Source organism: Pseudomonas sp. H3_E04 (assembly GCF_054668915.1).
Map to the genome: position 1 here is coordinate 2,073,322 of NZ_CP162797.1, position 25,855 is coordinate 2,099,176.

Below are 25,855 nucleotides of genomic sequence, written 5' to 3' on the forward strand. Positions count from 1 at the left end.
AGCCTGCCAAGACGATTATTTCTGCCAAACCGCGACCCTATGACACGTTCAGAGTGGCGCCGGATCAAAAAAGTTCGACCGACGCCATCATCCTGCCACCGCTGACCACCTCAATCAGCGCCGTCGTTCTGCACCGATGGATCGCCGTTGGCCGGCACGCTGCTGTCGAGAACGGGTTTCGAAGGGTTATTTTTTTCCGCCCCGGGATAACCGGGCAGACCGCGAGTATCGTCCGGCGTCATGACATCTTCGTTGTCACGGCTGACGTCCCAGTCGGTGGTGGCGTTAGGATCTTCATCACGCCCGGCCGTGCCGATGACGAAGCCGTCGTCGTTGGGATTGACGGTTTGGTTAAGCGCTTTGTCGTTGCTGGATGGGTTGCTCATGTCTGCCTCCAGAACACGTTGATCGGACTTGTTTGGAAACGCCTTGGCCGCTCAAGTGCAATGGACAAGACCAACGGTGCATTCGCGGGGGCACTGGTCGCCTGGCGTGAACCACCGTAACGGCGCACGGTTCTCAAGAGAAACACTTGCTCGAGCACCGTCATGAGCCACCCGCGATTCGGCATTGAGGAAGAGTACTTTCTCACTGACCTGCAGACCCTGCGCATGGTCGGCAGTCCGCCGCCACAGGCCATCGAGGCATGCCGAGCGGCGCTGGGTGTGTGGTTTGCCACGGAGATGTTTCAGGGCCAGATCGAAGTGGCTTCTCCGGTGTTCAGCGACTTTGTGCACGCCAGTGATTTTCTGCGTGGCAGCCGTCAGGCCCTGCGTGCAGCCCTTGAGGCGTTTGCTCTGGGCGTGCTCAGCGCCGGCAGTCATCCGCTGGCCGACTGGCGCGAGCAGGTTCCGACCGACGAAGAACATTTCCGGTATCTGTTCGAACGCTACGGCCATGTCGCTCGCCGCAGCGTGCTATCGGGCCTGCATGTGCATGTCGAGGTAGTCGAGCCGCTGGATCGCATCGCCGTGATGAACGAAGTGCTGCCATGGACGCCGCTGCTGTTGGCGCTGAGCTGTTCCTCGCCCCTCTGGGATGGCGTCGTTAGTGGTTTCATGAGTTATCGGCAGACGGCGTGTGACGAGTGGCCACGCATGGGCGTTCCGCCGCTGTTTGCCGATCAGCGCCATTACGACGAGCACCTCGCCTTTCTGACGCGCACCGGCGCGATCACTCAGCCCGGCGAGTGCTGGTGGGGTGTGCGCCCGGCCGCACTGTATCCCACCCTCGAATTGCGCATGACCGACGCCTGCCCTCGAGTCGACGATGCATTGACCCTGGCGGCGTTTTTCCGTGTATTGGTGGCCCACGCCAGTGCACAGCGGCGCCCCGGTTTGCTGTACGACCAGACCGCGCGTTCGATGCTGGAAGAAAATCGCTGGCGGGCAAAACGCTTGGGGATTCATGCGCGCTTTCTGGTCGAAGGCATCGACGGCGACTGCTCGATCGCGCAGTGGCTGGAGCTGGCCGAGCAGCGTTTTGCCGATACTGCGCAGGCGTTGGGCACGGCGCAGTTGTTCGAACGGGCTCGCGCGATCATCGCCAGCGGCACCAGCGCCGACCGGCAACTGGCGCTGTTCAACCTGGCGTCTGAACAACCGCAAAACGGCCGCTCGGCCCTCGGGCAAGTGGCCGAGCTGCTGCTTCAGGAAACGGCTGGCTGATCGCTCTCGGACGGGCCTTTGAGTTCGACCTGATTGCCGTCCGGGTCGAAACAGTACAACGACAGGCCGTAGCCCTCGGCGCCGAAGCGTCGGGCGGCTTTTTCCACGGTCAGCCCTAATGATTGCAAATGAGCGATGAGCGCGGCTTCGTCGAACGGCTCGATGCGCAAGCAGAAGTGATCGACGTTGCGCTTGAACGTCTGCGCTGCGCCGCCGCCCTTGCGCCCGAGTTCGCCTGCCAGATCGACCAGATCGATCATCGATGTACCGGCACGCAAATGCACCAGCCCCAGCGGCTGGTTATGCCTGACCACTTCGGCGCCGAACACGTTGCCGTAGAAATCGATGCTGCGTTGCAGGTCGGCAACGCGCAGGACGATATGGTCGATGTGCTGAATGGAAAACGGATGCATGGGTGGTTTCCTGGAAAGCGGCGACCCGCTCATTGTGCTGCACAAGCGAAAAAATTCACTGTCGATTTTTCGGTGGAGCCATCGACGAAGTGGATTTACTCTCAGCCCATGAACATACCAGCCGCTGTCCTGCCGCCCCACGCCGAAATGGTTCGCGCCATGCTCGAACGCGACACTGCCTATGAAGGCGTGTTCTTCACGGCCGTTAAAACCACCGGGATCTTCTGCCGCCCCAGTTGCACGGCGCGCAAACCGAAACCGGAAAACGTCGAATTCTTCGCCCACGCCGATGAATGCCTGTGCGCCGGTTATCGCGCCTGCCTGCGCTGCAAACCGCTGGACGCGGCGGCCATCGCCCCGGATTGGGTGCAGCGCCTGCTCAGCGCGGTGGACGCCGATCCGGAACGGCGCTGGAGCGATGCGCAATTACTTGCTGAAGGCATTGAGCCGCTGAAGCTGCGGCGCTGGTTCAAACAGCATTTCGGCATGACCTTCCACGCCTGGCTGCGCACCCGCCGCCTCGGCATGGCGCTGGGCGGAATCAGGCAAGGCACGTCGATCGATCACGCCGCGTTCGATTCCGGCTATGAATCGCTGAGCGGCTTTCGCGACGCGTTTCAGAAGTCTTTCCACATCACCCCTGGCCGCGCCGCCAACAGTGAGCCGTTGCTGTTCACCCGCCTGACCACGCCGCTGGGGCCGATGATCGCCATGGCTGAACGTCGCGGGCTGGTGCTGCTGGAATTTCTCGATCGCCCGGCGCTGACCCGCGAGGTCGAAGCACTGCAGAACCGCTATGGCTACGCGGTCGCACCGGGGCACAACGCGCATTTGCAGCAAATCGAAGTGGAGCTGGCGGATTACTTTGCCGGCAAACTCAGCCAATTCAGCGTGGCGCTACACCTGCCCGGCAGCGCGTTCGCCCGCGAGGTATGGGCGGCGCTGCTGCAAATTCCCTATGGCCACACCAGCACGTACGGCGCTATCGCCGCCGGGCTGGGCAAACCCGGCGCCAGCCGTGCGGTGGGCTTGGCCAACGGGCACAATCGTCTTTCGATCGTGGTGCCCTGTCACCGGGTAATTGGCGCGGACGGCTCGCTGACCGGCTATGGTGGCGGACAACCCCGCAAGGCGTTTCTGCTCAGGCTGGAAAACGCAGCCCTGCAAATCACCCAGCAATTGGCATTCTGAAGCATGCAATCCATCAGGCAAAAAGGGATGTGGATGAGTACGACCGCTTCACAGCAGCATGGCTGACGGGTATGGCGTGGCCAGCGCTTTTCTGGCCGCAGTGGACACTGACTGGCAGCGCCATATCCGCGCGGTTGGCCCGTGTCTGCATCAGCCACATCCGGCGCGCGATCCCTATGAGTCGCTGGTCCGCGCGATTGCCTATCAGCAACTGCACGCCAAGGCTGGCGATGCGATTCTCGGGCGTTTGGTGAGCTCGTTTCCCGGGCAGGCGTTTCCGCGTCCCGAGCAGATTTTGGCTACTGATGTCGAGCAACTGCGTGCTTGCGGGTTTTCAGCGAGCAAGATCGTCACGATTCAGGGGATTGCACAGGCGACGCTGGATGGCCTGGTGCCGGATTACCCGACTGCGCGGGCGCTGGACGATGAAACGTTGATCGAACGCCTCACCAGTTTGCGCGGCGTCGGTCGCTGGACAGTGGAAATGCTGCTGATCTACAGCCTCGAACGCATGGACATCCTCCCCGCCGATGACTTTGGCGTGCGCGAGGGTTATCGACGTTTGAAAGCCCTGGAAATCCAGCCCACACGCAAACAAATGATCGAAATCGGCCGAGCCTGGAGCCCGTATCGCACGGTGGCGGCGTGGTATTTGTGGCGGGTGGGCAAGGGCTAGGCATCAAACGCAGTCAACTCAACCATCTGCACTGAATTTGCTGCCCTATTCGTGAGCAAGCCCACTCCCACATTCAACTGGCGCCAGACGCAAAATCTTCCAACACCATCAATCCCCCTGTGGGAGCGGGCTTGCTCGCGAAAGCGTCAGGTCAGGCAACATCACTGCTGACCGTACCGCCACCTTCGTGAGCAAGCCCACTCCCACATTCAACTGGCGCCAGACGCAAAATCTCCCAACACCATCAATACCCCTGTGGGAGCGGGCTTGCTCGCGAAAGCGTCAGGTCAGGCAACATCGCTGCTGAATGTGCCTCCCTCTTCGTGAGCAAGCCCACTCCCACATTCAACTGGCGCAGGCGCAGAATGTTCCAACACCACAGATTCCCCTGTGGGAGCGGGCTTGCTCGCGAAAGCGTCAGGTCAGGCAACATCACTGCTGAGCGTACCGCCGTCTTCGTGAGCAAGCCCACTCCCACATTCAACTGACGCCAGACGCAAAATCTTCCAACACCATCAATCCCCTGTGGGAGCGGGCTTGCTCGCGAAAGCGTCAGGTCAGGCAACATCGTTGCTGAATGTGCCTCCCTCTTCGTGAGCAAGCCCACTCCCACATTCAACTGGCGCAGGCGCAGAATCTTCCAACACCACAGATTCCCCTGTGGGAGCGGGCTTGCTCGCGAAAGCGTCAGGTCAGGCAACATCACTGCTGAGCGTACCGCCGTCTTCGTGAGCAAGCCCACTCCCACATTCAACTGGCGCCAGACGCAAAATCTCCCAACACCACCGATTCCCCTGTGGGAGCGGGCTTGCTCGCGAAAGCGTCGGGTCGGGCAACATCGATGCTGAATCCCATCAGCAGGAATCTGATACGCAGACACATCCTGCCAACAATCATCACGTCCGGCTCTTCCAGCTCGGCTAGCCTTTCACTCCAATCAATCATGAACAAGGCAAAGGAATGCCCGAACGATATTCGTCTCACCGTCTCAGAATCGGCCGCTTTTGCGAACAGAACCGCATTTACCTGCTCACCGCCAACACCTTGCATCGCGAGCCGGTTTTCAAGAATCACGATCTCGGCAGATTAGTAGCTAACCAGTTCCAGCGAGCGCAAACAGAAGGTTTGGCCGATACGTTGGCCTGGGTGGTCATGCCGGATCATTTCCACTGGTTGGTCCAGTTGCAAAATGGAACACTGGGACAACTGATGTGCCAGACGAAATCCCTGAGCACCAGAGCCATCAATGTGGCGAGCGGTCGAACAGGTAGCCTGTGGCAACAGGGTTTTCATGATCGTGCGCTACGGCAAGAAGAGAGTCTGGTGCAAATGGCCAGATATGTAGTGGCCAACCCGCTACGCGCGGGTCTGGTGCAAAAGCTTGATGATTACTCACTCTGGGATGCAATTTGGGTCAGTCGAACCCTACCTCCGCCTTCGTGAGCAAGCCCACTCCCACATTCAACTGGCGCCAGACGCAAAATCTCCCAACACAATCAATCCCCCTGTGGGAGCGGGCTTGCTCGCGAAAGCGCCAGGTCAGGCAACATCGCTGCTGAGCGTACCGCCGCCTTCGTGAGCAAGCCCACTCCCACATTCAACTGGCGCCAGACGCAAAATCTCCCAACACAATCAATCCCCCTGTGGGAGCGGGCTTGCTCGCGAAAGCGTCGGGTCAGGCAGCATCGTTGATGAATGTGCCTCCCTCTTCGTGAGCAAGCCCACTCCCACATTCAACTGGCGCCAGACGCAAAATCTCCCAACACAATCAATCCCCCTGTGGGAGCGGGCTTGCTCGCGAAAGCGTCAGGTCAGGCAATATCGTTGCTGAATGTGCCTCCCTCTTCGTGAGCAAGCCCACTCCCACATTCAACTGGCGCCAGACGCAAAATCTTCCAACACCATCAATCCCCCTGTGGGAGCGGGCTTGCTCGCGAAAGCGTCAGGTCAGGCAACATCGCTGCTGACCGTACCGCCGCCTTCGTGAGCAAGCCCACTCCCACATTCAATTGGCGCCAGACGCAAAATCTTCCAACACCACCTATTCCCCTGTGGGAGCGGGCTTGCTCGCGAAAGCGTCAGGTCAGGCAATATCGTTGCTGAATGTGCCTCCCTCTTCGTGAGCAAGCCCACTCCCACATTCAACTGGCGCCAGACGCAAAATCTTCCAACACCATCGATTCCCCTGTGGGAGCGGGCTTGCTTGCGAAAGCGTCGGGTCGGGCAACATCACTGCTGATGTACGCTCCGTACAACGTCAATGTGCCCGATCCAGCCCCACCAGCAATGCGCTGTCGCGGCTGTAGATGTCTGGTGCGTAGCGTACATGCCCGGTGTTGTCGACTTGCGCCGTCCAGTAGGTCATCAGGATCGGTACCGGCGCCGATAAGCGAAATTCATGAGTGGTACCGCTTGCCAGCAACGTATCGGTGCGGGTCTTTTCCGCCGGAGACAGCAGCAGATCGCGCAGTTGCAACGGGTGCTCGACGCGCACGCAGCCGGAGCTGAACGCTCGCGGTCCCTTGTCGAACAGCGCCTTGCTCGGCGTGTCGTGCAGGTACACCGAGAACGGATTGGGGAAGCGGATGACCATTTGCCCCAGCGGATTGCGCGGGCCGGCGTCCTGGCGCAGGAGGATGTTGCCGGGGTTGTCCCAATCGATATCGGCCGCTGCCAGAGGCTGACCATTGGCGTCGAGCACTTGCAGGTTCTGGCGACTGAGGAAGGTCTGGTCCTTGCGGATTTCCGGCAGCTTGTCTTCTTTCCAGATGGTCGGCGGCACGGTCCAGGTCGGGTTTAGTGTCAGGCGGGTGACGCGGGATTTGAGCAATGGGGTCTGGCGCTCGGCGCGGCCGACCTGGGTGCGGGTCTGCCACACCGGCTGACCGCCCTGATACAGCGTCAACTCAGCGGCCGCAACGTTGACCACCAGCCCGCTGGGCTCCATGTCCTGGGCCATCCAGCGGAAACGTTCGAGATTGACGCGCAACTGATCGCGGCGGGTCAGCGGGCTGATGTTCAGCTCAGCAATGGTGCCTGGGCCGACCACACCGTCAGCCTGTAACGAATGAGTGGCCTGAAAATGCTTCACTGCCTCCACCAACACGTCATCGTAAGCGTTGTCCGGCGTCACCAGCGCATGTGCCAGATAGCCTTCGCTGTACAACCGTCGGGCCAGTTCCGGCACGCGTGGGTCTGCCATCGCCGGGCGCAGCAACGGGCCGTTGCCCACCGGCTGCCATTGCGGCAAGACTTGCAAGCGTTGCGCGGCATATAGCTGACGCAGGCTTTGATATTGCGGCAGATGCGGACGCGCCAGGTCGAACGCTGCAGCAATATCGTTCATGCCCGGCACGGCAATGCTGAGCAATTGCGCCTGACGGTCGGTCGGCGGGCCGTCGACACGCCACAGCGGTTCGAAATGCGATTGCAACAGACGGCCGTAATGCAGATCCTGCAAGGCCTGCAGGTAGTTGCGGCTGATGTCGATGTCGGCGCACAACTCGCCGTCCTGCGGCGATGTCGTCGCGACCGCGTAGCGACTCGGGTTCAGTCCATCGTCGGCCAACAGTTGCAATTGCGCGCGCAAGGCCGGTAAGCGTGCCGACTCACTCGCCCACACCGGCATCCAGTCCTGCTGTTCATAGAACGCCTGCAATTGGCTCAAGGCCGGGCCGTTGAGGCGCGCGGCAATCGGCGGGCACGACTGCGCCAGGCTGATCAAAACCGCCTGCAACGGGCTGCGCGGCTCTACCGGCAATTGCGTTTCAGGCGTAGCCAGGGTTTCGAGCGGGGGCAGCGGCTCATCGGCGCAAGCGACAAACGGCGCAGCGAGCAAACAAATGCTCAAGTAGCATGCGTACTTTTTGAACAACTGCTTTACTCCAATCCATGGCCGTCCAGATGACGGTCAACCTTACATCAGGTGCGCTGAACAGTCAGGCTCGAACCGCGAGCCTGCGGGTATTGACTGGGAGTCAGGAGCCAAAGTGCCGTTTATGTAGCAAGTTGAGGACACTTTATAAAATGTTGACGTTTTTGCGCCGACTTCTGTTGAGCACCGCGACCCTTGTCGCCGTGACCAGCCCAGTATTTGCCGCCGGCAAGCCATCGCCGGTTCTCTACAACAGCCTCGCCCACGCCGCGCCGGAACTCAATCCCCAAGCGCTCAAAGGTGCATTGAACGCCATGCAATGCGCGGTCAACAACGGCGCGAAACCCTCGCGACATCTGGCGATCATCGATTATTCGCAACCGTCCACCGAGCGCCGCCTGTGGATCTTCGACTTGACTAAAAAGAAGCTGGTGCTGCGCGATCTGGTCGCCCACGGCTCCAACTCCGGGGAGAACTTCGCCACGCAGTTTTCCAATCGCGAAGGCAGTTATCAGTCCAGCCTCGGCCTGTTCCGCACTCAGGAAAGCTATGAAGGTACCCACGGCTATTCGCTGCGCATGGATGGGCTGGAACCCGGCTTCAATGACCTGGCCCGCGATCGCGCGATCGTGATTCATGCTGCCAGTTACGTGAACCCGCTGTGGAGCAAGCGTCAGGGGCGTATCGGCCGCAGTCAGGGTTGCCCCGCCGTGCGGCCGCAGATCGCCAAACAGGTGATCGATCGCCTGAAGAACGGCCAGTTCATGTTTTCCTGGTATCCGGATCAGCGCTGGCTGCAAAAGTCGCCGTACCTGAACTGCCAGCCGCAGCAGGTGGCGAGCATTCTCAACACCCACGCCAGTTAACGCGCGTCGCCCCCGGCGGGTTTGTAGAAGAGGAACCTGCCGGTCTGCGCCGTGTTGCGATAGGCCTTGGCCCAGCTCGGGTGCACGCCGCGATCGTGGAAATACAAGGCGCCGCGCGTGCGGTCCTTGAGCTGGCGGTTCAACGCCTTGCCAGCGATTTCCTTGGCCAGCGTGTATTCGGCGTCTTCCTTGACCTGATCCGGCTTGCCATCGCACCACCAGGAAAACTGGCAATTGCCGCTTTCCGAACCCTGCTTGACCACTGCGCAGACTGTGTCGGGAAAGCCTTCATGGCCAAGACGATTCATCACCACGCTGGCGACGGCTTCCATTTCCGGGGTGTCCTTGCCTTTGGCTTCCCAGTAGATGCTGCGCGCCAGACAGGTCAGCGGATCGTCCAGCGGCGCGGCGCCGGCCGGGTCCACCGCCTGCGCTTCGGTCGGGGTGATGGCTTCGGATTTAGGTGCCGGTGCGGCGCTGACTTTATCCGCCGCTTTCTCTTCGAGCACCTCGGCTTTCTGTTCGGCCTTGGCCTCGATCGGCGCCTGCGCGCCGGCCCATGCTGCACCGGTTAAAACGATACACAACAAACCGCCCACCCAGCCTTTCAATCCCATGTCGGTTCTTCCGTCAGCGCCCGTGCGGGGCAAGATGTTACGTCGGGGAGACGCCCGGTTTGCGGGGTCTTCGCAGAGTGTAGCGAGCAAATGCGCGGGCACACCAGCGGAGAAAAAATTCCGCCGCAAAGAAAAAGACATTCACCCACCGGGGGCCTTTCGCGCATCATGGGCGCATTCAGCTCAAGGGAGATTTCCATGCGCTTCATGCCGTCCGTTTTGCGTTGTGCCGCATTGTCGCTGGGCGTGTTTTTCGCCACCTCGGCGCTGGCCGCCGATGAACTGCAATTGATCGAGTCGATCAACAGCTATCGCAGCCAGCCGCAGCGTTGCGGCACGCAGGCGTCGAACGAGTTGCCACCGCTGTCGGCCGATCCACGGCTGCGCCTGCCGGCCAGCGGCGCGGTCGATTTGCAGCAGGCCATGACCAGCGCCCACTACCCGATGGTCAACGTGCAGGCGATTACCCTCAACGGCCCGCGCGATGCGGCGTCTGCAATGAAGGCGATTCAGGAAAGCTTCTGTCAGGTGGTGCTCGACCCGCAGTTTGTCGATATCGGCGTCAACCGCGTTGACCGCGACTGGCGCATCGTCCTCGCGCGGCCGTTGCTGACGGCGAAACTCGGCGATGCGCAAAGCGAAGGGCAAAAGCTGCTGGCGCAACTCAATGCCGCGCGCAGTCAGGCCCGTCAGTGCGGCGGCCAGGCCTTCGCGGCGGCAGCACCGCTGGCCTGGAACGCCACGCTGGGCACCGTTGCCCAGGATCACAGCCGCGACATGGCCAACAACAATTACCTCGACCACAAGGACCGCGACGGCCGCACGCCGGGCGACCGCGCCGAGCTGTCCGGTTACAGTGGGCAACTGGTCGGTGAAAACATCGCCGCCGGGCAAGACACCGTCGCCAAGGTCGTTGACGGCTGGCTCGCCAGCCCCGGGCATTGCGCCAATCTGATGAACCCGCAATACCAGGAACTGGGCGCCGCCTATGCGACCGATCCGAAAAGCAACGCCGGTATTTACTGGACGGCAATGTTTGGCGCACCGTAAGGCATCATCGACGCCGTCAATCACTCGGTCAGCCAGAGTGATTGGACGGCGTGGCGAGCGCAGCCTACCCTGCGCGATCTGCGCCCCCTGACGGCGTTCCACATCCACGAGGCGAGCCCATGACACAGCGTGAATTGATCGATGGTCACAACCGCCGCGTGGATTATCTGCGCCTGTCGGTCACCGACCGCTGCGATTTTCGCTGCGTCTATTGCATGGCCGAGGACATGCAGTTCCTGCCGCGCCAGCAGATCCTCACCCTCGAAGAGCTGTTTCAGGTGGCGCAAAGCTTCGTCGCCCTCGGCACGCGCAAGATCCGCCTCACGGGTGGCGAGCCGCTGATCCGGCCTGGTGTCGTGCAACTTTGCGAACAGATCGCCGCCCTGCCCGGCCTGCGGGAACTGTGCCTGACCACCAACGGCTCACAATTGGGCCGACTGGCCCAGCCGCTGTTCGACGCTGGGGTCAAGCGCCTGAACATCAGCCTCGACAGCCTCGATCCGCAGCGCTTCAAAGAGCTGACCCGCACCGGCGATCTGGCGCAGGTCATCGACGGCATCGATGCCGCCCGCGCCGCCGGGTTCACCCGCACCAAACTCAATTGCGTGGTGATGCAAGGGCGCAACGACCACGAGATCAATGATCTGGTCAGTTTCGCCATCGAGCGTGATCTGGATATTTCCTTCATCGAAGAGATGCCGCTGGGCGCGATCGCCGAACACAGCCGCGCCGAATCCTTCTACTCCAGCGCGCAAGTGCGCGAACGCATTGCCGAACGTTTTACCCTGATCGACTCGACCGAATCGACGCAAGGGCCGTCGCGCTACTGGCGCGTGGCCGAAGCACCGAACATTCGCCTGGGCTTCATTTCGCCGCACAGCCACAACTTCTGCGGCACCTGCAATCGCGTGCGCCTGACCGTCGAAGGTCGTCTGCTGCTGTGTTTGGGCAACGAGCATTCGATGGACCTCAAAGCCGTCTTGCGCGCCCACCCGGGCCATCCGGAGCGCCTCGAAAACGCGATCATCGAGGCGATGAAACTCAAGCCGTATCGACACAACTTCGAAGTCAACGATGATGTACAAGTGGTGCGCTTCATGAACATGACCGGCGGCTGATTCGCCGCGCAACCGGGACCGCGAGATGATCGTCAGACCGAGACCCAATCAGTTCGCTGTGCTGTTCACCCTCCGAGGCTCGATCGCCAAACGCATCGCCGTGCGCACTTTGATGCTGACCCTGCTGGCGGCGGCGATTGTGCTGATCGAACTCGTTGTGCCGAGCTACTTCGCCAAGATCAACGCGACACCGTTCACCCTGCTGGGCCTGTCGCTGTCGATTTTCCTCAGCTTTCGCAACAACGCCTGTTACGACCGTTGGTACGAGGGCCGCAAGGCCTGGGGCGAGGTGCTGCTGCGGGTGCGCGCGGTGATGCGCGAAACCCAAGGCCTCGATGACACCCGCCTGCGTGGGCAACTGTTGCGCAACCTGTGCGGTTTCGCCCATGCGTTGAATGCGCGGCTGCGTGGAGACAGTGAGGCGCAGGCCAGTGCCGACTGGGTCAGCCCGCCGATCGATGGGGCTGCGCCGGATCACTGCGGACAGATCATTCATCAGGTCGGGCGCCAGTGTTCCGGGCTGGAATCGGCCGGTGCACTGTCGCCTTGGCGGTATCAATTGTTGGCCAATCATCTGACCTGCCTGAGTCAGGCCCAGGCCGTGTGTGACCGGATCAAGAACACGCCACTGCCCTTCCCTTACACCCTACTGCTGCACCGCACCATCTACCTGTTCTGCCTGCTGCTGCCCTTCGCCATGGCGCAATCGCTGGGTTGGTTGACGCCGCTGTTCACGGCTATTGTCAGCTACACCTTCTTCGGCTTCGACGCGATTGCCGATGAACTCGAAGACCCGTTCGGGCGCGATGAAAACGATCTGCCGACCGATGCCCTGGTGCGCACCCTGGAGCGCGACGTGCTGCACGAACTGGGCGTCTTGCCGTTGCCGCCCGCACCGGAACCGGACGATTACGTGCTGCGCTGAACGACACAACGGCAAGCAACGAAAGGCGCGGCGTGTTCACTCTGGACCGAAGTGCGGCCATTCGCGAGCAGGCTCGCTCCCACAGTTGAAATGCACTCTCTTGTGGGAGCGAGCCTGCGCGCGAAAAAGGCAACTCGGTCAATCAGCCCAAACGCCGGTAAGCGCCACCGACGAATCTCCCATTTACACGCGCGCGAATTCCCCCTTACTATCCGGGCACACCGGTCGCCAGGTTCGCCCTGCTACCGACGCTTTCCGCCAACGGAAACACGCGTTATGAGTACGTCACCACAACAACCGCAAAGGTTGCACGTCTCTGCTGTACGCACCCACTGCAAACGGGGCTGCGTATGAACCGCATCGTCAATCTGCCCATGGCCCTGCGCCGTTCCAAGCTGCGTCACTCCGCACGCCCGCCGGATATCGCCGTTCCTGCCTGATCGCGTGAGCTTGATACCCGCGACAGTCAATTTCCCTATTTCCTGATATCCCTGCCGGGACACTTACGCCTTTTTGTCGCGTCGTGTCCGGCCGAATCTGCGCGCCTGTGCGGCGCCACCGTGAGTGATTTGCCATGAAATTCGCAGCCATCGAAGACGCACGCCTGTTCCTCGAACAGAACCCCGATATCGACATGATCGAATTGTTCATCCTCGACGCCAACGGCGTGCCGCGCGGCAAGCTGTTGCACCGTGAAGAGCTGTTGGCCGTGTACGAAAGCGGCCGGCCTTTGCCTAGCACGATTCTCGGTTTGACCGTGCAAGGCGAGGACGTCGAGAACTCCGGGCTGGTGTGGGACGTCGGCGACATCGACTGCCGCGCCTATCCGCTGCAAGGCAGTCTGGTGCGCCTGCCGTGGCGGCAGATTCCGACCGCCGCCGTGCAGGTCAGCATGCACCCGAGCGAGGGCCTGCCGGCGAGCATCGCTGACCCTCGGCACCTGCTGATCAAGGTGATCGACGGGCTCAAGGCCGAGGGGTATCACCCGATCATGGCCTGCGAGCTGGAGTTCTATCTGCTCGACGCCAAACGCGATCACAACGGCCGCCCGCAACCGGCGCTGGACGCCGACGGCGGGCGACCGCGACACACGCAAGTCTACGGTTTGCGCGAGCTGGAGCAGATCGAGCCATTCCTCGCCGACCTCTACAGCGCTTGCAAACTGCACGGCATTCCGGCGCGTACGGCGATTTCCGAATACGCCCCCGGGCAAGTGGAAATCACCCTCGAACACGGCGATGCGCTGGAGGCGATGGATCAAGCGGTGCGCTACAAACGTCTGGTCAAAGGCGTAGCGCACAAGCACGGCATGCAGGCGACGTTCATGGCCAAGCCGTTCGATGATCTGGCCGGCACCGGCATGCACATGCACGTCAGCCTCGCCGACGCCGAGGGGCGTAATTTGTTCGCCTCTGAAGACCCGGCCGGCACACCGCTGTTGCGCACGGCGATCGGCGGCATGCTCGCATCTCTTCTGGATTCGCTGTTGCTGTTCTGCCCCAACGCCAACTCCTACCGGCGCTTTCAGGCCAACAGCTACGCACCACTGGCGCCGACGTGGGGCGTCGACAACCGCACCGTCAGCCTGCGCGTACCCGCCGGCCCGGCGCCTACGCGGCACATAGAACACCGCATCTGCGGCGCCGACGCCAACCCCTATCTGGCGGCGGCAGCGATCCTTGCCGGCATTCATCGCGGCATTCGTGAAGAGCTGGATCCGGGCGCGCCGGTCGAGGGCAATGGTTACGCTCAGGCAAAAGAATTGTTGCCGACCGATTGGCTGACCTCGTTGCAGGCGCTGGAAAACTCCCAGTGGGCGCGGGAGGCGTTGGGCCAGGAATTCCTTGGGGTGTATCTGGCGGTGAAGCGTGCCGAGTATCGGCAGTTCATGGCGCAAGTGGGTGAGCAGGATTGGCGGTGGTATCTGACCGAGGCCTAACGATCCGACACCGAACCTGTGGGAGCGAGCCTGCTCGCGAAGGCGTCATCACATTCAACATTTTGGGTGACTGACACACCGCTTTCGCGAGCAGGCTCGCTCCCACAGGGAATGCACTTCGAACCCAGAATTTTTTGTGGACCCCGACATGACCATTCGCTGCAATTCCTACTACACCGCCACCCTCAACCAGGACACCGACTACCCGACCCTGCAAGGCCGGCATAAGGTCGATGTGGTAATCATCGGCGGCGGTTTCACTGGCGTCGCCACTGCCGTCGAACTGGCGGAAAAAGGCCTGAAAGTCGCCATCGTCGAAAGCCACAAGATCGGCTGGGGCGCGACCGGGCGCAATGGCGGGCAAGTCACCGGCAGCCTCTCCGGCGACGGCGCAATGCGCAAGCAGATGCGCGCAAAACTGGGCGATGACGTGGACGATTTCATCTGGCACCTGCGCTGGCGCGGGCACGAAATCATCCGCCAGCGCGTCGAGAAATACGCGATCCAGTGCGACCTCAAACACGGCCATTTGCACGCAGCGTACAAGCCAAGCCACATGGTCGATCTGCGCAAGGATTATGACGAAGCCGTGCGTCGCGGATTGGCCAATGAAGTGAGCCTGCTCGACCGCAGCCAGGTCCGCGATCTGCTGCAAAGCGAGCTCTACCACGGCGCGATCAAAAACACCCGCAACATGCACCTGCACCCGCTCAACCTGTGCATTGGCGAAGCACGCGCAGCCGAAAGCCTGGGCGCGCTGATCTTCGAGAACAGTGAAGTGCTGGAGATCATTCACGGCGACAACCCTGGCGTGCGCACCGCTCACGGCCAGATCGACGCCAGTCAGGTGATGCTCGCCGGGGATGTCTATCACAAGCTCGAACCGGGTCAGCTCAAGGGCAAGATTTTCCCGGCCATGGGCGGCATCGTCACCACCGCGCCGCTGGGTGATCTGGCGAAACAGATCAACCCCGAAGACCTCGCCGTGTACGACTGCCGCTTCGTCCTCGATTACTACCGGCTCACCGCCGACGGCCGTTTGCTGTTCGGCGGCGGCGCCAACTACAGCGGCAAGGATTCGCGCGACATCGCTGCGGAACTGCGCCCTTGTATCGAGCGCACGTTCCCGGCGCTAAAAGGCGTGCCGATCGATTACCAGTGGAGCTGCGCAATGGGCATCGTCATCAACCGCATTCCGCAACTGGGCAAGCTCTCGGACAACGTCTGGTATTGCCAGGGCTACTCGGGACACGGCATCGCCACCACGCACATCATGGGCGAAATCATGAGCCGGGCAATCACCGGGCAGCTGGAGCAGTTCGACACCTTCGCCGCGTGCCAGCACATCCGCGTGCCGATGGGCGACCTGCTGGGCAACCCGTTGCTGGCGGCGGGGATGTGGTATTACCAGATGCTTGAGCGGTTGCGCTGACCCATTACCTGTAGGAGCTGCCGAAGGCTGCGATCTTTTGATCCTGCTTTTAAAAAGCAAAATCAAAAGATCGCAGCCTTCGGCAGCTCCTACAAAGTCATTTTCACTGCAGATCCCCTGTGGGAGTGAGCCTGCTCGCGAAGAGGCCCTCAAACCCCACACAAAATTCAATCCGGCAACTGCTCCACCATGACCCCCAACCGCCGATAATCCTCGACATTCCCCGACCCCGGATGCCGCTCGGTAATCAACATATGCAGGCGCGTACACGGCGCCACCACAAACGGCTCCACCGCGCCCAACTTGTCTGCCGTAGTCACTGCAATCACCCGCGCTGCACTGTCGAGCATCGCCTGTTTGATTGGTACTTCATCGAAATGCAGCGAGGTGATGCCGACCTCGGGATGAATCGCACACACCCCGGTAATCGCCAGATCCGCCTTGATCCCCGCCAGCAGCCGCAGCGCTTCCTGACCGCTCGCCGACATCGAATGCGGATTCAACTCCCCTCCCGCCAGAATCACTTTCACGCCCTTGTATTCCGACAGGGCAATCGCCGTCAGCGGTGAGGCGGTCACGGCAGTGATGCGGATGTCGGCGGGTAATGCGCGTGCCACCTGCAACGTGGTCGAGCCGGAATCGAACAGCACAATCTGCCCGTCCTCGATGTGCTGCGCCGCCACTTGCGCCAGACGGACCTTGACCTCATCGGTCTCATCCAGGCGGGTGAAGTAATCCTTGCCGGAGTCCTTCGGTCGCGGCAGCGCCCCGCCATGCACGCGCTGCACCAGCCCGGCGCTGTCCAGTTCGGCGAGGTCGCGGCGGATAGTGTCCTCGGACACCGCGAAATGCTGGCTCAACTCAGAGGCCATGACCTTGCCGTCGCGTTCGAGGAGCAAAAGGATTTTCTGCCGACGCAAGGATGGAAGTTCAGCGATGGAATGGTCGTGCATGGTTCTGCCTGTTTGTGCTTGTAGTTGCAGGTTTCAGCGACACTAGCGAAAGTCTCCGGCAAATACAAACGCAGCGGCTATCAATGCTTTCGATCATTGGAATCAACACGGCGAATTTTTTCTTTGCGTGGCGCGTGTTCACAATGGCGCCACTCTCAAAAGCTCAGGATGAACAGCCCATGAATCTCAACTTCGCCTTCGCCTGCATGATCGTCGTGTCATTCGCGATTGCCTTGGGCCACGCCTGACCTGCACCAACAACGCCGGGGCAAAATGCAGCAATACCATCCGGCTTAAGTGATGCGTCAGGATAAACACCACATTCAGCCCGCCGCCAAACGCGACAATCGCAATCGTCTCGATCGCGCCCGGCATATATGCCAGCCACAGCGACAGCGGATCACTGCCCAGCCAGCGCGCAGCCACCTCGGCAAATGCCGCTGCAACGACGACCATCAAACCGACCGAAACCAAAGCGGTGCGCCCATGTCGCGCCAACTCTGCAATGCCGAGCCCCTGAAATCGCGAGCCAATGCGCACGCCGAGAACCAGTGCGGCCAGGTTCAAGCTCCACTGCGGCATATGAAAGCCGTGCAGCCATCCTGTCTTCACAAACACAGCAGTGATGATGATCGCAGTGAGCATGAACGGCGCAGGGACGCCAATCAGCAGCAGCAAACGCCCGAGCAATACGCTCAGCGCGATGACCGAGAGTGCGGTCAGTGCCATGCCGGTAGTCAACGGATCGCTGACCACTTCAGCCACCGCTGCTTGCCCGGGAATCAGCAAACTCACCAGCACGGTGATCAACAGCAGCCGCATCAGATGTACGATGATGACTTTGCTCGAAGCCTTTTCCGATTCAAGCAAATCGAATACCGCCGCCAATGCGCCGGGATAAACCGCCAGCAGTGCATCAGTGCGATTCCAGCCGGCACCGCGTGTGAGCCACCATCCGGCGAGTGCAATTTGTACCGTCAGGCAGATCAGCAACACGCCAAGGCTGGGCAACATTGTTGCGGCCGTTTGGCTGTCCCATGCTTCGAACATAAGGCCGGTGGCGATGCCCAGCGTGACCTGAATGTAGCCCAAGCCATAAGGGGTTGCCGGGGCAATGCCGGTTTTGCTGGCGAAAAACGCGGTCACCACAATCGAGCCCAGCAGCAAGCCGTGAGGCACGCCTTCAAACTGCAACAACGCACCGAGAGCGGCGGCTATCAACAAGCACACAATGGATTTCATCGTTCGCCTTCCTGGCTATTTATCTGACACACCACCATCCCTTGGTAGGAGCTGCCGAAGGCTGCGATCTTTTGATCTTGATCTTCAAAAACAAAATCAAAAGATCGCAGCCTTCGGCAGCTCCTACAGGGGGATTTGCATTCCTATGCGCGAAGGCGTGCAATCGCCCGCCGATATTTCTCGATCCGCTCCAGATCCTCCCAACTCGGCGAGGCGATCCGCGAGATATCGCTGTTCTCTTCCAGATCCGCCAGCTTCACCACTCGCCCGATCGGGTTTTGCGCGGCGCGGTCGACAAAATCCTCATAGGACTCACCGGGCAATTTGGTCACCGCCGCAATCGCCGCCAGCACCTCTTCGCTGAAACCTTCCCCGCGTAAGTCATCCAGACTCACCCCGCAATCCTCGACCACATCGTGCAGCACAGCGACGATGCGTTCTTCCAGCGTGCTCATGCGCAACATGACTTTCAGCGGATGCAGAATGTACGGCGCCCCGCCCTTGTCCACCTGCCCGGTGTGGGCCGTGGCGGCAATGGCGATAGCGCGTTCGAGGGTTTGGGCCATGGGAATCGAATCCTGCGCTGAATGTTTCTGATTGTTGCGCAGTGTACGCGAAGATCGCGCAGCGCAAAGCGATTGAACCTTGCCCGCCCTCGCCGCCTCGAAACCAGACAAGCGCCAAATCACCGATCAGACGCGGCGCCATTGGAGAGGAATTGCCGATGAAAACCCGACTGCTGCTCTTGATCGCCACGTTCGCCATCATCCCCACCTGCGTCATGGCTGAAGGCTGCGACGTCCAGACCCGCTCCTCCAGCGCCGCGGTGCCGGCGGTGGAAACCCACAGCTGCTACGAATACGAAGGCATGCCCGTGGACTCCATCAACTGGTCCTGCAGCAACGAAAGCAAGGACACCCTCAATGCCACCAAGAAGAAAGTCGAACGCTGCGACGACCACTACCAAGCCACCTGCACCGCCCGCCTCACCCAGGAATCCCTGGCCAACCCGCACTCGACCAGCAAAGACAAAAGCGCCAAACCGCTGAACATGCCCGACAGCGCCAAAGTCACGACGTATTACTACGACGGTGAGCATCTGGCACAGGCGAAGATTGATTGTGAAAACAGCGGCGGGAACTGGAAGGCTAAATAGCCTCGGTTATCAAGGATTGCCTGATAGAGAGCCCGGCTTGATGCCGGGCTTGCTGTATCTGCAAACAGCTTCAACCTTCACCAGCACCGCTGCTGGTGCCGCTGTCATTCGATTGCTTCGAACCACTCGGTTTGGAACCCGAAGGTGTTGAGCCATCATTATTGGTGGTGTTGCCCTGTGTGCCTTTGGGCACGGTGGCACCGTTGGAATGAATGTCCTCCGGCGCACTCGGGTTGGTTTGGCTGTTGCCGTCGTTAGCGGTCGGTGCCGGGGTGTCGCTGGCGGCTGTTGCGTAAAGCGAAGTGGCGGATAACAGCGTGGCCAAGGTCAGTGCTGCAAGGTTGGATTTGCGCATGTTGGCGGTTCCTTTGCGGGGTAAGGTATGCATTGGAATAACGCGAGCGGCGAAAATGCGGAGGGGCTGACGAATGGCAAAAATAAATCAGCCCTTCACCTCGCAAGAGAAATCGGGTCATGAAAAATCACTATCTGATATGCAGAAAAATGCCCGGCTGGAAAACCGGGCATTTTAGTGCGAGGGAGCCATCAACCACCGCCGCTACCCCCACTGCTGCTACCGGATGGTTGACCCGCAGGGGTAGGTTTGGAGGCAGAAGGCACCGGCCCATTGTCGGTCTTGCCACCATCACCACCTGGGGGCAGCGAATCGGCATCCGGGTCGGCATTGGTGGCTGGAGACGCCGGCTCACGAGTCTGGCTGGTACCGTCGCTCGCCTTCGGGGTCGACGTTTCGCCAGCGGCGAGCGCGTACGGCGCACTGCCGAACAGCAACGCCGCGAGGGTGATCACTGCAATTTTCTGGTTCAGCATGGTGGCTCTTCCGTTGCGTGGGGAGTTACACCATTGGAAGAAGCTGTGGGGCGAACGTGCGATGTGTCGGACGAGTGGTTATTGCCTGAAGACATCGCGAAATGTCGACATCCGAATGCTTCGCATGACAACGCCCCAGGCAGCCTTGGAGGGCCTGCAAATCAACCTCGGTAAACCTATGCGAAACGCCTGCCCTTCAAAAATTCGCCGGCGTATTCGCACTGATTATCTCCGCCTCATCCGCGCCGATATTGCGGAATTTATGCGGCAACGTCGTCGGAAAGTAATACCCATCCCCCGCACTCAGCACACTCACCTGCCCGTCCACGGTCAGTTCCACCGTGCCGCGCGTGACCAAACCGCACTCTTCGCCTTCGGCATGCACGATCGGCTCTTCGCCGGAGCTGGCGCCGGGGGCGTATTGTTCGCGGAGCAGGCGCATCTGGCGGCTGGGGACGGAGGCGCCGATGAGCAGCAGGCGCAGGCCGTGGCGGCCGAGGTCGGGTTGTTCGTTGGCGCGGAATACGTATTGGTGTTCGCGCGGGGGCTGGTCGAAGGTGAAGAAGTCGGCTAGGGACATCGGTATGCCTTCGAGCAGCTTTTTCAGCGAGCTGACGGAGGGGCTGACGCGGTTCTGTTCGATCAGCGAGATGGTCGCGTTGGTCACGCCGCTACGCCGGGCGAGCTCGCGCTGGGAGAGTTTGTAGCTTTCGCGTACTAGTTTGAGTCGAGAACCCGTATCCATGACTGCCTTATGTAAAAGGGGCGATGGGGGTGGGTGGCGGGTGACGCGCAGGTCGCGCGGATCACGTTGCTCCCGTGTCCCGGAACCGTGAAAGGCGGCTATTAAATCACGTTTGCCGGCGTTGCTCAGCAGGTTCGATGGATGGCGGGACGAAACTCTATCTTGCCTTGGCAATACAGCCAATGTGGGAGCGGGCCTGCTCGCGAAAGCGTCGGGTCAGGCAACATCGCTGCTGACCGTACCGCCGCCTTCGTGAGCAAGCCCACTCCCACATTTAACTGGCGCCAGGCGCAAACTCTTCCAACACCATCACTCCCCCTGTGGGAGCGGGCTTGCTCGCGAAAGCGGTGTGTCAGGCAACATCGCTGCTGACCGTACCGCCGCCTTCGTGAGCAAGCCCACTCCCACATTTAACTGGCGCCAGGCGCAAAATCTTCCAACACCATCACTCCCACAGGGCTCGGCGGCGCGCGTTAAATCCCGGCACAACACCAAACCACTGTGGGAGCGGGCTTGCTCGCGAAAGCGGTGTGTCAGGCGACACCAATGTTGGCTGATATGGCCCCTTCGCGAGCAAGCCCGCTCCCACCGTTTGATGTCTGGGGTTTCAGCTGCATTGATGACAGGCCCCTCAACCTGTTGCCCTCAGGTATGTCAGGAAAACCGGCGGGGGTTTGGGCCGCCGCCGGTGAGGTCAATCAGATGCCGAAACGGTCGCGCAGGGAGTAGTAGACGGCGCCAAGCGCGGTGAGCGGTGCGGAGAAGGTGCGGCCGCCGAGCATTGGCATGTGCGGCAGCGAGGCGAAGGCGTTGAAGCGTTCGGCGTCGCCGCGGATCATTTCCGAGATCAGTTTACCGGCCAGGTGCGAGCAAGTGACGCCGTGGCCGCTGTAGCCCTGCATGTAGTAGGCGTTCTTTTCGATGCGGCCGAACTGCGGCATGCGCGACATGGTCAGCAGGAAATTGCCGGTCCAGCGGTAGTCGATCTTCACGTCCTTGAGCTGCGGGAAGGTCTTGAGGATCTTCGGCCGGATCAGTTGTTCGATATCGTCCGGTTCCCGCGCGCCGTAGACCACGCCACCACCGTAGAGCAGGCGGTTGTCAGCGGTGAGGCGGTAGTAGTCCAGCAGGTAGTTGCAGTCTTCCACGCAATAGTTGTTGGTGATCAGGCTGCGTGCCTGCTGCTCGGTCAGCGGTTCGGTGACGACGATCTGCGAGCCGCACGGCATGCTTTTCGCGGTGACACGGTTGTCGAGGCCCTGCGGCAGATAAGCGTTGCCGGCGATCAGCAGGTATTTGGCGCGGATCAGACCTTTGGCGGTGCGTACGGTGATCGGCTCGCCGTAGGTGATTTCCACCGCCGCCGATTGCTCGTAGATCTTGCCACCCAAACGCACGATGGCGGCGGCTTCGCCCAGGGCCAGATTCAACGGATGGACGTGGCCGCCCTGCATGTCCAGCAAACCGCCAACGTAAGCATCGGAACCGACTTCACGACGGATGTCCGCCGCGTCGAGCATCTTCAGATTGCGGTTGCCGTAACGTTCCCAGCCACGCTTCTGCTCAGCCAGACCGTTGAGTTGTTTCTTGTTCATCGCGGCAAAAATACCGCCCGGGCGGTAGTCGCACTTGATTTCGTAATCCTTGATGCGCGAACGAATGATGTCGGCGCCTTCGAAGATCATGCTGCCGAGGATTTCTGCAGTCTTGTCGCCGTAGCGCTCTTCGATGACATCAACGTCGCGGCTGTAGGAGTTGACCAGTTGACCGCCATTGCGCCCGCTGGCGCCGTAGCCGACTTTTGCCGCTTCCAGCACGGTGACTTTATAGCCAGCTTCGCTGAGAAACAGCGCCGAGGACAGACCGGTGTAGCCGGCACCGATGATGCAGACGTCGCAGTCGAGCGCTTCTTCGAGAATCGGGAAGTCGATGACTTCGTTGCGGGTGGCGGCGTAGTAGCTGTTTACGTGTTGCTGTTTCATAGGTTTCTCCGAGGGCCGCCAACCAGGGGCGACCGCCGCTGTAAAAGAATCAGAGCTTGATCCAGGTCGCTTTCAGTTCGGTGTACTTGTCGAACGCGTGCAGCGATTTGTCGCGCCCGTTGCCCGACTGTTTGAAGCCGCCGAACGGCGCGGTCATGTCGCCACCGTCGTACTGGTTGACCCAGACGCTGCCGGCGCGCAGGCCGCGGGCGAAGGTGTGCGCCTTGCTCAGGTTGCTGGTCCACACCCCGGCGGCGAGGCCGAAGATGCTGTCGTTGGCGATCTGCAGAGCTTCTTCGGCAGTGTCGAAGGTGATCAACGACAGCACCGGGCCGAAGATTTCTTCCCTGGCGATGGTCATCGCGTTGGTCACGCCGTCGAAAATCGCTGGCTGCACGTAAAGGCCGCCGGTTTCTTCGAGGGTGCGTTGGCCGCCGGCAATCAGCTCGGCGCCCTGCTCGCGGCCGATGCTGATGTAGCGCAGCACGTTATCGAGCTGACGCTGGTCGACCACGGCGCCGACGGTGGTCGCCGGATCCAGTGCATGCCCCGGTTTCCAGGCTTGCAAGGCTTCCACCAGCAGCGGAATGAATTGCTCGCGAATCGAGCGCTCGACCAGCAGGCGCGAACCGGCGGTGCAGACTTCGCCCTGGTTGAAGGCGATGGCACTGGCCGCCGCTTGAGCGGCCGCACGCAGATCCGGTGCGTCGGCGAACACCACGTTCGGGCTCTTGCCGCCGGCCTCGAGCCAGACGCGTTTCATGTTGCTTTGGCCCGCGTAAATCATCAGTTGCTTGGCGATCGCCGTGGAGCCGGTGAAGGCCAGCACATCGACGTCCATGTGCAGCGCCAGCGCCTTGCCGACGGTATGACCGAAGCCCGGCAGCACATTGAACACGCCTTTGGGAATACCCGCCTCCAGCGCCAGTTGCGCGATGCGGATGGCGGTCAGTGGCGATTTTTCCGAAGGCTTGAGGATGAACGAGTTACCCGCCGCCAGCGCTGGTGCGAACTTCCAGCTGGCCATGATCAGCGGGAAATTCCACGGCACGATCGCCGCGACTACACCGGAGGGCTCGCGGGTGACGAGGCCAAGTTGATCGTGCGGGGTGGCAGCGACTTCGTCGTAAATCTTGTCGATGGCCTCGGCGCTCCAGCGGATCGCGTTGGCGGTCGCCGGGATGTCGATGCTCATCGAATCGCTGATCGGCTTGCCCATGTCGAGGGTTTCCAGCAGCGCCAGTTCTTCCTGGTGTTGCAGGATCAGATCGGCGAAGCGGATCAGCACGCGCTTGCGCTCGGCCGGGGCTTTTTTCGCCCAGATGCCGGAGTTGAAGGACTGGCGCGCGGCTTCGACGGCAAGGTTGGCGTCGGCTTCATCGGTGCTGGCGACAGCGGCGAGAAAGCGGCCATCGACCGGGCTCAGGCATTCGAAAGTGTCGCCGCTGATCGCCGGGCGATATTCACCGTTGATGAAGGCGCGGGATTCGATGGACAGGGACTGGAAGCGTTGTTCCCAGTCGTTGCGGGTTGTGGTCATTGGTTTGGGCTCGACAAGGGGGTGGTGAGCAGCGGACGAATGCCGCTGTTCAAAATCTGCTAACCCGATCCCCTGTAGGAGCTGCCGAAGGCTGCGATCTTTTGCCTTTGATTTTTTTAAAAGCAAGATCAAAAGATCGCAGCCTTCGGCAGCTCCTACAGGGTTACGGCGGTGGGTCAACCGTCAGACCGTATGCAGATACCAGTTGTACTCAAGGTCAGAAATCGAGTTCTCGAACTCGGCCAGTTCGCTTTCCTTGCAGGCGACGAACACGTCGATGTACATCGGGTCGATGTAGCGCGCCATGACTTCGCTGTCGTCAAGTTCGCGCAGGGCGTCGCGCAGATTATTCGGCAGGCTCTGCTCGTTCTGCTCGTAGCTGTTGCCTTCGACCGGCGCGCCGGGCTCGATCTGGTTGGTCAGGCCGTGGTGGATACCAGCCAGCACCGACGCCATCAGCAGGTACGGGTTGGCATCGGCACCGGCGACGCGGTGCTCGATGCGCACGGCGTCCGCTGAACCGGTCGGCACGCGCACGGCAACGGTGCGGTTGTCGATCCCCCAGCTCGGCGAGTTCGGCACATAGAACTGCGCGCCAAAGCGGCGATACGAGTTGACGTTCGGGCAGAGGAACGCCATTTGCGCCGGCAGGGTCTCGAGCACACCGCCGATCGCGTGACGCAGTGCGGCGTTCTGCTCGGGATCCTCGCTGGCGAAGATGTTGTTGCCTTCTTTGTCCAGAATCGAAATGTGCACGTGCAGACCGTTGCCGGCCTGGCCGGGATATGGCTTGGCCATGAAGGTCGTGTCCATCTCGTGGTCGTAGGCGATGTTCTTCACCAGACGCTTGAGCAGGACCGCGTAATCGCAGGCCTTGATCGGGTCGGAGACGTGATGCAGGTTGACTTCGAACTGCGCCGGGGCGCTTTCCTTGACGATCGCATCAGCGGGGATGCCCTGCTCTTTCGCGCCTTCGAGGATGTCTTGCAGGCAGTCGACGTATTCGTCGAGGTCGTCGATCAGGTAGACCTGAGTGGACACCGGACGCTTGCCGGATACCGGCGAACGTGGCGACTGCGGACGCCCGTTAACGTTGTCCTGGTCGATCAGGTAGAACTCGAGTTCGAATGCCGCGCAGATGGTCAGGCCGAGGTCGTCGAATTTGCGCACTACATTGGCCAGCACTTCACGCGGGTCAGCGAAGAATGGCTGGCCCTCGATCTCGTGCATGGTCATCAGCAGTTGTGCGGTCGGGCGCTTTTGCCACGGCTCGATGCTCAGGGTGCCAGGGATCGGGTAGCAGATGCGATCGGCATCGCCGATATCCAGGCCCAGGCCGGTGCTTTCCACCGTCGAGCCGTTGATGTCCAGCGCGAAAAGCGACGCCGGCAGGTTGATGCCTTTTTCGTACACCTTATGAAGACTGGTGCGTTCGATGCGCTTGCCGCGCACCACACCGTTCATATCCGCAATCAGAAGGTCGACGTACAAAACCTCAGGATATTTCTTAAGGAATGCGTTGGCTTCGTTGAGTTGAACGGTACGCAGAGGGACCGACATGATGCACCTATTTAGCCGTTAATTATTATGTTCACCACCGTGTTGCGCAGCCAGTCAATCCGAAAGGCAAAGTGAAGT

The 25,855-nt window shown here is 60.9% G+C and carries 24 protein-coding genes; 11 read left to right on the forward strand and 13 right to left on the reverse strand.

What is annotated here, in order from left to right:
* Positions 1 to 110: 110 nt before the first annotated feature.
* Positions 111 to 386, reverse strand: coding sequence for a hypothetical protein (locus AB4N53_RS09310; RefSeq protein ID WP_460120010.1), 276 nt, complete (start codon positions 384 to 386; stop codon positions 111 to 113).
* Positions 387 to 548: 162 nt separating this feature from the next.
* On the opposite strand from AB4N53_RS09310, the gene AB4N53_RS09315 reads away from it, so the two are divergent.
* The gene (locus AB4N53_RS09315) at positions 549 to 1,667 is read left to right on the forward strand and encodes a carboxylate-amine ligase (protein WP_460120012.1); all 1,119 of its coding nucleotides are present in this window, start codon (positions 549 to 551) and stop codon (positions 1,665 to 1,667) included.
* Here AB4N53_RS09315 and AB4N53_RS09320 read toward each other — a convergent pair.
* Positions 1,649 to 2,080, reverse strand: coding sequence for a VOC family protein (locus AB4N53_RS09320; protein WP_460120014.1), 432 nt, complete (start codon positions 2,078 to 2,080; stop codon positions 1,649 to 1,651). The genes AB4N53_RS09315 and AB4N53_RS09320 overlap by 19 nt on opposite strands.
* Before the next feature lie 108 nt (positions 2,081 to 2,188).
* Between AB4N53_RS09320 and AB4N53_RS09325 the strand changes: the two genes are divergently transcribed.
* From AB4N53_RS09325 to AB4N53_RS09335, 3 genes are all read left to right on the forward strand, one after another.
* The gene (locus AB4N53_RS09325; protein ID WP_460120016.1) at positions 2,189 to 3,271 is read left to right on the forward strand and encodes a bifunctional transcriptional activator/DNA repair enzyme AdaA; all 1,083 of its coding nucleotides are present in this window, start codon (positions 2,189 to 2,191) and stop codon (positions 3,269 to 3,271) included.
* A 58-nt stretch (positions 3,272 to 3,329) separates the two neighbouring features.
* Positions 3,330 to 3,947, forward strand: coding sequence for a DNA-3-methyladenine glycosylase family protein (locus AB4N53_RS09330; protein ID WP_460120018.1), 618 nt, complete (start codon positions 3,330 to 3,332; stop codon positions 3,945 to 3,947).
* 960 nt (positions 3,948 to 4,907) lie between these two features.
* Entirely contained in the window at positions 4,908 to 5,390 is a 483-nt protein-coding gene (locus AB4N53_RS09335) for an REP-associated tyrosine transposase (protein WP_130000218.1), read from the forward strand.
* Positions 5,391 to 6,204: 814 nt separating this feature from the next.
* Here the strand turns inward: AB4N53_RS09335 and AB4N53_RS09340 are convergent.
* Complete coding sequence (locus tag AB4N53_RS09340; protein WP_460120020.1) at positions 6,205 to 7,821, reverse strand: L,D-transpeptidase family protein; 1,617 nt, start codon at positions 7,819 to 7,821, stop codon at positions 6,205 to 6,207.
* Between the two features lie 152 nt (positions 7,822 to 7,973).
* Here AB4N53_RS09340 and AB4N53_RS09345 point away from each other — a divergent pair, with 152 nt between their 5' ends.
* Positions 7,974 to 8,687, forward strand: coding sequence for a murein L,D-transpeptidase catalytic domain family protein (locus AB4N53_RS09345; protein WP_281893641.1), 714 nt, complete (start codon positions 7,974 to 7,976; stop codon positions 8,685 to 8,687).
* Here the strand turns inward: AB4N53_RS09345 and AB4N53_RS09350 are convergent.
* Positions 8,684 to 9,304: a cell wall hydrolase gene (locus tag AB4N53_RS09350; RefSeq protein ID WP_460120023.1), complete on the reverse strand. Its 621-nt coding sequence runs from the start codon at positions 9,302 to 9,304 to the stop codon at positions 8,684 to 8,686. The genes AB4N53_RS09345 and AB4N53_RS09350 overlap by 4 nt on opposite strands.
* A 198-nt stretch (positions 9,305 to 9,502) precedes the next feature.
* On the opposite strand from AB4N53_RS09350, the gene AB4N53_RS09355 reads away from it, so the two are divergent.
* The 5 genes from AB4N53_RS09355 (at position 9,503) to AB4N53_RS09375 (ending at position 15,768) form a co-directional block, all read left to right on the forward strand.
* On the forward strand, positions 9,503 to 10,354 hold the full coding sequence (locus AB4N53_RS09355; protein ID WP_460120025.1) for a CAP domain-containing protein: 852 nt from the start codon (positions 9,503 to 9,505) through the stop codon (positions 10,352 to 10,354).
* Between the two features lie 119 nt (positions 10,355 to 10,473).
* Positions 10,474 to 11,472: a GTP 3',8-cyclase MoaA gene (gene moaA, locus AB4N53_RS09360; RefSeq protein ID WP_016775169.1), complete on the forward strand. Its 999-nt coding sequence runs from the start codon at positions 10,474 to 10,476 to the stop codon at positions 11,470 to 11,472.
* A gap of 25 nt (positions 11,473 to 11,497) precedes the next feature.
* On the forward strand, positions 11,498 to 12,397 hold the full coding sequence (locus AB4N53_RS09365) for a bestrophin family protein (protein ID WP_460120027.1): 900 nt from the start codon (positions 11,498 to 11,500) through the stop codon (positions 12,395 to 12,397).
* Between the two features lie 574 nt (positions 12,398 to 12,971).
* A complete protein-coding gene (locus AB4N53_RS09370; protein WP_460120029.1) occupies positions 12,972 to 14,336 on the forward strand; it encodes a glutamine synthetase family protein in 1,365 nt (454 codons plus the stop codon).
* A gap of 148 nt (positions 14,337 to 14,484) precedes the next feature.
* On the forward strand, positions 14,485 to 15,768 hold the full coding sequence (locus AB4N53_RS09375; RefSeq protein WP_460120031.1) for an NAD(P)/FAD-dependent oxidoreductase: 1,284 nt from the start codon (positions 14,485 to 14,487) through the stop codon (positions 15,766 to 15,768).
* Between the two features lie 167 nt (positions 15,769 to 15,935).
* On the opposite strand, the gene AB4N53_RS09380 is transcribed toward AB4N53_RS09375, so the two are convergent.
* The 3 genes from AB4N53_RS09380 to AB4N53_RS09390 all read right to left on the reverse strand — a co-directional run bounded on the left by AB4N53_RS09380 (position 15,936) and on the right by AB4N53_RS09390 (position 18,529).
* A complete protein-coding gene (locus AB4N53_RS09380; RefSeq protein WP_460120033.1) occupies positions 15,936 to 16,721 on the reverse strand; it encodes a DeoR/GlpR family DNA-binding transcription regulator in 786 nt (261 codons plus the stop codon).
* 186 nt (positions 16,722 to 16,907) lie between these two features.
* Positions 16,908 to 17,963 carry an AbrB family transcriptional regulator gene (locus tag AB4N53_RS09385; RefSeq protein WP_460120035.1) on the reverse strand — a complete coding sequence of 352 codons (1,056 nt, stop codon included), beginning with the start codon at positions 17,961 to 17,963 and terminating at the stop codon, positions 16,908 to 16,910.
* Positions 17,964 to 18,106: 143 nt separating this feature from the next.
* The gene (locus AB4N53_RS09390) at positions 18,107 to 18,529 is read right to left on the reverse strand and encodes an HD domain-containing protein (protein ID WP_460120037.1); all 423 of its coding nucleotides are present in this window, start codon (positions 18,527 to 18,529) and stop codon (positions 18,107 to 18,109) included.
* 158 nt (positions 18,530 to 18,687) lie between these two features.
* Here AB4N53_RS09390 and AB4N53_RS09395 point away from each other — a divergent pair, with 158 nt between their 5' ends.
* A complete protein-coding gene (locus AB4N53_RS09395) occupies positions 18,688 to 19,119 on the forward strand; it encodes a hypothetical protein (RefSeq protein WP_460120039.1) in 432 nt (143 codons plus the stop codon).
* Positions 19,120 to 19,189: 70 nt separating this feature from the next.
* Here AB4N53_RS09395 and AB4N53_RS09400 read toward each other — a convergent pair whose 3' ends face one another.
* The 6 genes from AB4N53_RS09400 to AB4N53_RS09425 form a co-directional block, all read right to left on the reverse strand.
* Positions 19,190 to 19,474, reverse strand: coding sequence for a hypothetical protein (locus AB4N53_RS09400; RefSeq protein ID WP_095181995.1), 285 nt, complete (start codon positions 19,472 to 19,474; stop codon positions 19,190 to 19,192).
* 191 nt (positions 19,475 to 19,665) lie between these two features.
* A complete protein-coding gene (locus AB4N53_RS09405) occupies positions 19,666 to 19,950 on the reverse strand; it encodes a hypothetical protein (RefSeq protein ID WP_460120041.1) in 285 nt (94 codons plus the stop codon).
* 196 nt (positions 19,951 to 20,146) lie between these two features.
* Positions 20,147 to 20,695 carry a cupin domain-containing protein gene (locus tag AB4N53_RS09410; RefSeq protein WP_011333561.1) on the reverse strand — a complete coding sequence of 183 codons (549 nt, stop codon included), beginning with the start codon at positions 20,693 to 20,695 and terminating at the stop codon, positions 20,147 to 20,149.
* 698 nt (positions 20,696 to 21,393) lie between these two features.
* Complete coding sequence (locus tag AB4N53_RS09415; RefSeq protein WP_460120043.1) at positions 21,394 to 22,677, reverse strand: NAD(P)/FAD-dependent oxidoreductase; 1,284 nt, start codon at positions 22,675 to 22,677, stop codon at positions 21,394 to 21,396.
* Between the two features lie 49 nt (positions 22,678 to 22,726).
* On the reverse strand, positions 22,727 to 24,217 hold the full coding sequence (locus AB4N53_RS09420) for an aldehyde dehydrogenase (protein ID WP_460120045.1): 1,491 nt from the start codon (positions 24,215 to 24,217) through the stop codon (positions 22,727 to 22,729).
* 183 nt (positions 24,218 to 24,400) lie between these two features.
* Positions 24,401 to 25,777, reverse strand: a complete 1,377-nt coding sequence (locus AB4N53_RS09425; protein WP_007918694.1) for a glutamine synthetase family protein — start codon at positions 25,775 to 25,777, stop codon at positions 24,401 to 24,403.
* Between the last annotated feature and the right edge of the window lie 78 nt (positions 25,778 to 25,855).